The sequence below is a fragment of the Enterococcus sp. PF1-24 genome (assembly GCF_029893325.1).
Lineage (GTDB): Bacteria > Bacillota > Bacilli > Lactobacillales > Enterococcaceae > HY326.
In genome coordinates this window covers 1-9634 of sequence record NZ_JARXWL010000051.1, presented here as the reverse complement: position 1 = coordinate 9634, position 9634 = coordinate 1, and the positions used below count along the sequence as shown (strand labels likewise).

Genomic DNA, 9634 nt, shown 5'->3' with positions numbered 1-9634 from the left:
AAATTAGGTCACCTTTCACCAGTAGATTACCGGAAAAAGATGACTAAAATGAGATGCTCTTTTTAAATTGTGTCAAAAAGTAGTTGCATTCCCTTTTTACTTGGTTTCTTTTTTTGTTTATAAATTTTCACGATAAAAACGTAAAACATTTTCACCTAAAATCTGATCAATTTCTTTTGCGGTAAATTGCTTCTTAGCTAGTTCATCCGCAATTTTCATAACGGTTGAGCCATCTGCCAATTCTGGATGTGGCGGAATCCCATCAAAATCAGAACCTAAAGCAATAACCTCAATGCCTGCTAAATTCTTTAAATAGTAAATATGTTCGACTAACTCTGAAACCAAAGACTTTTTAGCAAAAGCCTTTGCCAATTTAAAAGGCATTTTACTTGCGTTTACTGCTCGTACAAAAGCTTCATAATAATTAATACCAATTAAACCACCTTGATTGGCAATTTTTCGAATCAGTTCATCTGATAAATTACGAGAGTGATTCGCCAATTGGCGGACATTTGAATGACTGGCAACTAGTGCTTTTTGACTGTGTTGCAACACATCCCTAACCAATTGATCAGAGCCATGAGAAACATCAATAATCATCCCTACACGATTCATTTCCTTCACTACTTCAACACCAATTTCAGTTAAACCCTGCTGCTGAGTAGCAATCTCAGCTGTTTTTTGATTGACATAAAGACAATTAGGAAAACCTAGTTGATTAGGATAATTCCACGTTAAGGTTAGCATCCGCACGCCTAAATCGTAAAACTCGGCCACCCTGGCAACATCGCCCTGCAAAGGCGCTCCCTCTTCCATAGTCAGCATCCCGCTAATTTTATCAGCTTTTTGATTAGCTATAATCTCTTGATAACTTTTAGCAGGCGCTAACCAATCCCTATTGTCAGCTAATTCTTGATAAAAGCAATTAATCATCCCTATGGCTTCTTGATAAGGATCAGTTACTTTTTCTATATCCATAAAAATCGCAAAATTTTGCAGTAAATAATTTCCTTGCTGCATTTTTGTTTGATCTAATTGAAAAGTATTTTTTCTAAGTGTTTGTGGTTTACCTTGTTTTTGGCTTTCATAAATCTGCCAAATCGTATCACAATGCAGATCAACAATTTTCATTTGCACCACTCCTATTTTTGATAGCAATCACAAGTTTGCAAGTGATCGTTAACAATTCCAACCGCTTGTAAAAAGGCATAAATCGTGGTTGAACCAACAAATTTGAAACCGCGTTTCTTCAAGTCTTTAGCAATTTCATCTGATAAAGCAGTCTTGGCAGGTACTTCTTCTATAGTAGCAAATTCCCCTTTAATGATTTTTCCATCTGTAAAATGCCATAAATAATCAGAAAAACTACCTAATTCTGCTTGAATCTCCATGACTCTCTGAGCATTGTTAATCGCCGCTTCAATTTTCTTGCGATTACGAATGACTCCAGCATTTGCCATTAATTCTTCGATTTTGGCTGAATCATAATTAGCCACTTTACTTAGCTCAAAAGAATCATAAGCTTCATCAAAATTTTCCATCTTATTTAAAATAGTCTGCCAACTCAATCCTGCTTGATTAATATCTAGCATTAATTTACGAAAAAGGGCTTGATCTTCATAAACTGCCACACCCCACACTTGATCATGATAAGCTTGCATTTTTTCATTACTATCTGCCCAATCACAACGTTTCATCTTACATTCCTCCATTTTCAATTCTTCAATTTATTGTTCAGTTCATGCTTCTTATTCTTATCTTATCGCAAAATTTATTGAAAAAGAAGAAAAAGATATTTACACAAACAAGTGTACTAGTTATAATAGAACACAAGATACAGTTGCTTAGAACTTTAATTTTAGCAGAAAGGAGTTGATTTCATTATGGTCTCAATTAATAAGAATAGCAGTAAACCTTATTATGAACAGTTAATGCTGAGTATTAAAGAAGATATTTTACAAGGAATCTTGCAGCCGGGTGATCGCTTACCTTCCGTTCGTGAATTAGCCAGCCAGCTAATGATGAATCCTAATACAATTAGTAAGACTTATAAATTGTTGGAAGGAGAACAAGTTTTGATTACAGTAAAAGGCAAAGGAACCTACGTTAAAGCTTTAACAGATGTACAACGTGATGAATATAAAGTCGGTAAATTAAAAGCACGTTTTAATGATTTAGTCATTGAAGCCGGTCATTTATTAGTGACAAAAGCAGAAATTATTGATTGGATTACCGAATCAGAAATAAATTTAGGAGGCTTAGAAAATGAAAATAGCTCAATTGAATAAAAGCATCAATCAGCAATCAATTTTAAAAGATATTTCTTTTGAAATCTCGACTGGCGAAATTATCGGCCTAATTGGTCGAAATGGCTCTGGTAAAACGACTCTTTTTCGAACAATGGCTGGACATTATTTACTTGATAGCGGAGAAATAACGATCGAAAACCAGTCAATAACCGAAAATATTGCTTTACAAAAAGAAATTTTTTATCTCGATACCCAATATAATTTTCTTTCACAGTATAGTTTATTGAAAATGGCGCATTTTTATCAAACAATTTATCCGAATTTTGATTTGCAGCGCTTGTTAGCTTTAGTTCAGCAACAACAGCTACCTTTGAAAAAAAGCTATCGCTCAATGTCTAAAGGGATGCAAGGTCTCTTTAATATCATTTTAGCGCTTTGTTCAAATGCCACTTATTTATTTTTAGATGAACCTTTTGATGGTTTAGATGTCATTATTCGCAAAAAAGCCATTCGTTTAGTTTTAGAGAGCATGGAAAATGGTGAACAAAGCGTAATTATTTCTTCTCACAACTTAAATGAATTGGAAAATTTAGTCGATCGCGCCCTGCTGTTAAAAGATAATCAAATTACGCGGGACTATCGCTTAGAAGATACTCGTAGCCAAGCTCGAAAAATTCAAATGGTCTTCAAGAAAAAAGGTATTCCTACTATTGTTAAAGAAAACAGTAAATTGATTACGGTCAACGGTCGCGTAGTCACGGTGATTTTTGAAAACTTTACTGAAGAATTAGAAAACCGCATCAAAGCCTACGAACCATTGCTCTTTGAAGAACTACCTTTAAGCTTAGAAGATTTATTTGAAGCAAATTTAAGTAAAGAAACTGATTATCAATAAAAATTAATACTTTAAATCGAACTAGGATGTCAGTTCGACTTACCAAAGTACCCAGCTAGTCGAATGATATACGTAGTGAGAATCAAACTTATTTTTCTCAAAAAAATTAATACCTTAATACGAATTAGGAGGATAAACATGTGATTAATAAACAATTATCAAATTTATTAAAACAACGTTATGGAAAAGCCGTGATTGCCGGCTGCTTACTTTTTATTATCGCTGGCCTGCTTTCAGGCTTAAACTTCGCAAATAATTGGCAAGGAAACTACGATTATTATCATAGTAAAGAATTTACGGAAACCTTCGAAGAATTTCCAGAAAACTTTACTTATTGGGACGAAAATCTGCAAAAAGAAGTGCCTTATGAATCCATTGATGATTTCCGGACTCCTACCTACCCATTATTTGTTAATTATTCTTCAGAAAATATCCGTGATTTTAGATCATATATTGCAGATAAAAGCTATCCTGAATACTCATCTGAGTTATACAATCTGCGCTTTGCCAAAGATTACAACGAAGATTATCCATATGAGTGGAACAATCAGCAAAGTTCCTTTACCAGCCAACCAGTACCAGTAATCTTTTTAGCAATTGGTTTCTTACTATTTTTTATTGATTTAAAAACTTCTTTTAATACCCTACTATTTTCTAGTGGCTTCAATCGTAAGGAAATCTTCAAGGGGAAAATATTAATGGTTGGGGTGCCTTTGTTAGCGGCTTATGTAGTTAGCTTATTAGCTTATCTAACGGTTCTTTACGCTAAAATTCCCCATGAATATATTAATGCACCTCTTTCTGTTTTTCTAAATTGTATTTTCAGCCTCTTAGTGACAGCCATTATTTGTTACGCTGCTGGTTGTTTCATTGGCGTTTTAACTGGTAATTTAATTTTTGGCCCCTTAACTTTAGTCGGTTTCGGCTTAGTTTCAATGGGTTTAACTTATAGTATAAATGAAGTGCTATTCGCATTAGAAAATAGGCCTATTTCTGATTATACTTATAGAGATATATTATTTTTGGAATTTGGTAAAAATACTGGTGATTGGCAAGCTTGGTTAAGCTGGGGAGTCTTAGCAGTAATTATTTTGTGGTTTAGTCAAAAAGCCTTTACTCAAATCAGCCTTGAAGAAAATGGTGCTTACTTGTTACTACCAAAATGGCGCTTAGGAATTTTCCTTTTAATGGTTACTTATGTCACTAGTATCATTATTCTACCAACGATAGTAGATTATTTGTACCCACGTGGAATAATGGAGATAGAACCTGCTCAGATTATTATAGAATTAATCATCTTGTTTTTAACTATTTTAATTATCTGTGGTTCTTTAGTCTATTCTTCTGCGATTAAAAGACGCTTTATTCAGTGGCAAGATCGTAGACAAGGGTATAAAGCCAATAGTTAATTCATTTTTTTAGGAGGAGTAATCAATGAAAAAAAGCAAAAAACTTTTTATTCCAGTAACGATTGCTGTAGGAGTAATTATTATCGCCTGTTTAACTTTCATTTTTTTAAACAAGCCCAAAGCCAATTCACAAACAGCCGCCCCTGCGGAAGATTTAGGAATTGAGTATTTTGAAACCCCTGATTTTGAGCAAGTTTATATTAATGGCATGATTCAACCAGAACAAGAGGAAGCTTTTGTGAAAGAGCAAAAAGATATTGGTGAGCCGCAAATTCAAGTGGAAAATGGTGCTGTAGTAGAAGCTGGCACAATTCTTTATACTTATGAAGATAAAGCCATCACTACTGAATTAGATGCTCAAAACAATGCCGTTAGTAAGCTTTATACACAACGAGAAAATACGGTTGCCAAATGGAATCGGGCAGTTGCTAATTATTGGAACACCAGTGAAGCTGAGCGCATGACCACGAAAGCCGCCATCGATGAACAATATCAAGGAGAAATTGATACGATTGATCAAGATATTTATTTTACTAATGCAACCATCGCTGATTTACAAAGTAAACAAAATATTGCTGTTCCAGCTAAATTTACTGGTCGTGTAGCAATTCCTGAAGTGAAAGATCAAAATACACCAATTCTTCATTTAACGGCGGATGGTTTATATATGGCGGGCACCATTAATGAAAAAGACTTAGCTAAAATTAACTTGGAGCAACAAGTCATTATTAGAGTCGTTTCTGACGGTACCACTGTTAATGGTCGAATCGTTCATATTGATGAAACACCACAAGTCAGTAGCGAAATAGAAAATACTAGTATGTCCACTTATACTGTTAAAATTGCTTTAGATAGTTTAGAAGGCATTAAAAATGGTTATCATGTGCAAGGAACAATTAATTTATCAGAAAATGCTATCGTAGAAGTTCCTTCTCAAGCCATTCATGAAGAAAATGGTAGCCATTATGTCTTAGTCAATGACTTCGGTTCAGTCATTCGCCGAGTTGTACAGACGGGTGAAATCGTTGGTTTAAATACCCAAGTCTTATTTGGCTTAGAATCTGCCGATCAAATTATTGTTAGCTCGAAAAATCCAGTAGCAGAAGGCGATTTGATTGATGCCCCAGTTGCAGAGTAAGGAGGCATGAAGCAATGATGAAAAAGCCACTCATTCAACTGAAAAATATTAACAAATTCTTCTCAGTTGGTAAAAAACAACAGTTACAAGTTTTAAAATCCCTTGATTTAACGATTTATGAAGGTGAATTTATTATGATTATGGGGAAATCTGGTAGCGGGAAAACCACTTTAATGAATATCATCGGCTTTTTAGACCGAGTTTCTGATGGCGAATATTTATTTAATGGCGAAGATGTTTCAAAACTCTCAGAAAATGAAAAATCCGAATTTCGGAATAAATATTTAGGTTTTATTTTTCAACAGTTCTTTTTAATTAATTCTTTAAACGTCAGTCAAAACGTACAACTGCCTTGCACTTACGGCGGAACTAAAAATAAACAAACGAAACAACGCATCGCCAACAATTATCTGTCTTTAGTAGACTTAGCTGATAAAGGCAAAGCCAAAGTTACCGAACTATCTGGTGGGCAGCAGCAAAGAGTCGCGATTGCCCGCTCCTTAGTCAATGATCCGTTACTGATTATGGCGGATGAACCCACGGGTGCTTTAGATAGTCAAACTGGCAAAGAAATTATGGAGATGCTGCAAAAATTAAATCATGAAGGTAAAACAATTGTCATGGTTACCCATGATGCTGATATGACAAAATACGCCACTCGCGTGATTCATATGAAAGATGGCTGTTTTACTGAAGAGGAGGGCAATCAATGAATTTAGAAATTATTCACACCACCCTTCTAAGCTTAAAAGCCCATAAGTTAAGAGTCTTCTTAACGATGATTGGTATTATTATCGGAATCACTTCCGTTGTGGCTATTTCCACTTTAGGTGCTGGTATGAAGAAACAATTTTTATCCACCTCTAGTGGGCAAAATGCCAATATTTTGAAGTTTCACTATACGATGCAAGAAGAAGATTCTTACATGTATACCTACCCTGATTTCGGCTTTGATCGAGTAGATATGAAAAAACTACAAAAAATCCCTGAAGTTACCACTGTGGCGCCAGAATATAGCGCCATCTATTCTGGGGATAATTTAGATGTCTCGCTTGATTATTTTGGCGCACAAGCTTATGCCATGATTACATCTAATCGCGGCAATAATAAAGTCTTATATGGGCGCGATTTTAATGAGAATGATCGCAATCAAAATGTCGTGCTGCTCAGCCATGATATTTTCACTTATGATTTAACAGATATGGATCCGAGTGAAATGGTTGGCAAAGCAGTTGCCATTAACGGTTATATGTATAAAGTCATCGGCGTGTTAGCCCCTTTTTCCTATGAAGAACTTAGTGAAACTGAAATGATGTCTCTTGACTGGGATACAGTCTTTAGCAGTTTCGTATCTCGCAGCTCTTATAATGAATTGGCGCAAACTAAAGAGATTCGCGGCATTAATTTGACAATAGCCGAAGGTGCCGATAAACAAGCGATTTTAGCTGAAGCTGTTAAAATTATGCAAGAAGAACATCCCGATGTGCAAGGCTATTTTAAAGAAAACGATCGTGAACAACGGGATCAACAAGAAATGGAATCAACGATTAGTAGTTTAACCCTCTTTTTAATGGCAATTACCGCTATTTCATTACTCGTTGGTGGTATCGGGGTTATGAACATCATGTATGTTTCCGTTACTGAACGAAAAAGAGAAATCGGGATTCGCCGTGCCATTGGTGCAAAACCTCGTATGATTTTATTGCAATTTCTATTAGAAGCTGCCTTTATCACTTTGATTGGTGGTTTACTGGGGGTTGCTGGCGGTTATGGTCTATCCACGTTGTTAGGTGGCTTTGTAAATATTACGCCGATTATGACACCACAAATTTTCTTAATTTCCACTTCGGTTTCAGTTTTTACAGGTATTTTCTTCGGGATTATTCCCGCAATTAGTGCCGCCCGTATGGATCCAATTAAAGCGATTTACAATTAAACAGGAAAAGCAAAAGCTATCTCAGAAGGAAACTAATTCTGAGTTAGCTTTTGTTTTTTTGTGATGATTCTTGTCAATTTTTAAAAATAGAAAATATATTTATTATTATTGAAAATAATATACATTAAAAATCAGCTTTTATAAAATCTATTCATGTTATAATAAGCTGTAGGAATATTCATTTATTCTGCTTTAATTTAGTAACAAGTTGAAGAATATCATGATTCAGGATATGGTTCTCTATTGGAAGGTGATTTTATGTTTCGACGTTTATTATTAGAGAAAAAAAACTTAGATAAAATAGAAATCTATCGTAAGTTACTAACTTTACAACCTAATACTTACAATTTATTATGGTTGAGCCATTTTCTCGATTTATCATATAGCAAAACAATGTCAACGATTACTGAAATTGATTTAGATATTCACTTAATTGACAAACGTTTAGAGCCAATGATTACTAGCAATCATAAAATCATTATTTCAGCTAAACTTCCACCTGAAGAAATTTTAACGATTTATTTGATTCAACAAGATGTTCCCTATCGCTTTCTGATTGAAGTGATTGAAGATAAATATGAACATTTAGATCAATTTGCTAGTCATAATTATGCTAGTCCTTCAACTGTGCGGCGTAAAGTTGCTCCTTTGGTTAAATTTTTTGCTCAATACGGAATTAGTTCACGGCTATCCACCATGGAATTAATTGGTGATGAGCGGATTATTCGTTCTGTCCTCGCCTCTTTACTGTGGCTGTGCTCTAATGGTACTGATTTACCTTTTAGCCATTTCAATCCTAAAGCTGTCACTTATAAAATAAAAAAATCTTTAGCTTGTCGACCTTTAAATAATCGTATTTTAAGTGTTGATGACTTTCACAAATTAGATGCCGATATTGCTTATCATCGAATTCGCAATCACCATTATGTTAAAGATGATCCCAATTATGATATGGTTTTAACTGAAACTTTAATTCTCGAAAAAACTGAATGGGGTGCCTTTTTAGGCGCACCCTTTGAACATCAATATGCAGAAACTCGTTATATGGCTTTCCGCCAGTTTTTCGGTCCGGTTTTTTTTGATAAAGATGATCCGATTTTTGATATTCCGCGAGAAGAACTACCAAAAACCGCACCAAAACTATATGATTTTTTGAAACAATTCCAAACTTTTATCGATGAAGAAATTCTAAGAAGATACTATTTATCAGATGAAGATCAAGAAAATATCCATGTTCTACGGGGAAATTTAGTGATGATTTTTTTCAACTATTTAGTTTTCAAAACGAAAGTCCCTTTCTTCTTTTTATTATCAAGAACAGAAGTACTAACGAAAAATCGCATTTATTTGACACTTTATAAAAAAATTGAATCATTTTTTAGCAAACTGGCTGCCGAAGAAGAAGGTCAGTGGATTTATTGTTGTATGGATGATATGTGTACTTTTTTTACCGGCCTCTTATTACCAGAATATGAGCTAAGTGCGAAAGAATTCAATCTTGACATTGCCCTAATTATTGAAGATCAGTATATTTATAACCATAAAATAGAAAAATTTTTGAATAGTTTGACTTATATTAATTTTGTTCCTTTTGAATTAAAAAAAGTTAATGATTACGATTTGGTGATTACCTCTTCCCACATAATGAAAAGTCAATATCCTAATGCTAATATTGTAATTTTTCCTTATACCCTTGATGAACATCGCTTTTTAGAGCTGAGAATTATCATTAAGGAATTGCATATTGAAAAAAATACACTAGCTTAAAATCTGTTTTACTCGATTCCTATTTTATCAATAGCTTGTGAATGGAATCTGGTTTATAGCATGGAAAAGACTATAATTTTAGATGCTATTCAGTTTTAAAACATAAAAAAAGTTAAGCATTACTTTTGGAACTGACCCCAATTAATGGGACACATTCAAAAAAGCATTGATTAGATTGCAGATTTCCGATATTCAATCGGTGATTTGTAGTCTAATTTTTGTTGAATGCGAGTATTATTA

General features: G+C 34.2%; 9 protein-coding genes. 7 read left to right on the top strand and 2 right to left on the bottom strand.

Annotated elements, in window-relative coordinates; genetic code table 11:
• Positions 1-117 precede the first annotated feature (117 nt).
• Together M2139_RS13780 and M2139_RS13775 are read right to left on the bottom strand one after the other, a co-directional pair.
• Positions 118-1131 carry a dipeptidase gene (locus M2139_RS13780; RefSeq protein ID WP_280739424.1) on the bottom strand — a complete coding sequence of 338 codons (1014 nt, stop codon included), beginning with the start codon at positions 1129-1131 and terminating at the stop codon, positions 118-120.
• Positions 1132-1142: 11 nt separating this feature from the next.
• Positions 1143-1697, bottom strand: coding sequence for a DNA-3-methyladenine glycosylase I (locus tag M2139_RS13775; RefSeq protein ID WP_280739423.1), 555 nt, complete (start codon positions 1695-1697; stop codon positions 1143-1145).
• Positions 1698-1883: 186 nt separating this feature from the next.
• Between M2139_RS13775 and M2139_RS13770 the strand changes: the two genes are divergently transcribed.
• The 7 genes from M2139_RS13770 to M2139_RS13740 all read left to right on the top strand — a co-directional run bounded on the left by M2139_RS13770 (position 1884) and on the right by M2139_RS13740 (position 9394).
• Positions 1884-2288, top strand: a complete 405-nt coding sequence (locus tag M2139_RS13770; RefSeq protein WP_280739422.1) for a GntR family transcriptional regulator — start codon at positions 1884-1886, stop codon at positions 2286-2288.
• Positions 2266-3144: an ABC transporter ATP-binding protein gene (locus tag M2139_RS13765; RefSeq protein ID WP_280739421.1), complete on the top strand. Its 879-nt coding sequence runs from the start codon at positions 2266-2268 to the stop codon at positions 3142-3144. Before M2139_RS13770 ends, M2139_RS13765 begins: the two co-directional genes overlap by 23 nt.
• Positions 3145-3284: 140 nt before the next feature.
• Positions 3285-4553: a hypothetical protein gene (locus M2139_RS13760; protein ID WP_280739420.1), complete on the top strand. Its 1269-nt coding sequence runs from the start codon at positions 3285-3287 to the stop codon at positions 4551-4553.
• Between the two features lie 25 nt (positions 4554-4578).
• The gene (locus tag M2139_RS13755) at positions 4579-5691 is read left to right on the top strand and encodes an efflux RND transporter periplasmic adaptor subunit (RefSeq protein WP_280739419.1); all 1113 of its coding nucleotides are present in this window, start codon (positions 4579-4581) and stop codon (positions 5689-5691) included.
• A gap of 14 nt (positions 5692-5705) precedes the next feature.
• Positions 5706-6404, top strand: a complete 699-nt coding sequence (locus M2139_RS13750) for an ABC transporter ATP-binding protein (RefSeq protein ID WP_280739418.1) — start codon at positions 5706-5708, stop codon at positions 6402-6404.
• Complete coding sequence (locus tag M2139_RS13745) at positions 6401-7627, top strand: ABC transporter permease (RefSeq protein ID WP_280739417.1); 1227 nt, start codon at positions 6401-6403, stop codon at positions 7625-7627. The genes M2139_RS13750 and M2139_RS13745 overlap by 4 nt, the downstream gene beginning before the upstream one ends.
• A 258-nt stretch (positions 7628-7885) precedes the next feature.
• Complete coding sequence (locus M2139_RS13740) at positions 7886-9394, top strand: helix-turn-helix domain-containing protein (RefSeq protein WP_280739416.1); 1509 nt, start codon at positions 7886-7888, stop codon at positions 9392-9394.
• Positions 9395-9634: the final 240 nt, after the last annotated feature.

Bases quoted from the DNA above. Each gene is read 5' to 3' on its own strand.
- M2139_RS13780 (WP_280739424.1), bottom strand. From the start codon at position 1,131: ATGAAAATTGTTGATCTGCATTGTGATACGATTTGGCAGATTTATGAA.
- M2139_RS13765 (WP_280739421.1), top strand. From the start codon at position 2,266: ATGAAAATAGCTCAATTGAATAAAAGCATCAATCAGCAATCAATTTTA.
- M2139_RS13750 (WP_280739418.1), top strand. From the start codon at position 5,706: ATGATGAAAAAGCCACTCATTCAACTGAAAAATATTAACAAATTCTTC.
- M2139_RS13775 (WP_280739423.1), bottom strand. From the start codon at position 1,697: ATGAAACGTTGTGATTGGGCAGATAGTAATGAAAAAATGCAAGCTTAT.
- M2139_RS13740 (WP_280739416.1), top strand. From the start codon at position 7,886: ATGTTTCGACGTTTATTATTAGAGAAAAAAAACTTAGATAAAATAGAA.
- M2139_RS13745 (WP_280739417.1), top strand. From the start codon at position 6,401: ATGAATTTAGAAATTATTCACACCACCCTTCTAAGCTTAAAAGCCCAT.
- M2139_RS13755 (WP_280739419.1), top strand. From the start codon at position 4,579: ATGAAAAAAAGCAAAAAACTTTTTATTCCAGTAACGATTGCTGTAGGA.
- M2139_RS13770 (WP_280739422.1), top strand. From the start codon at position 1,884: ATGGTCTCAATTAATAAGAATAGCAGTAAACCTTATTATGAACAGTTA.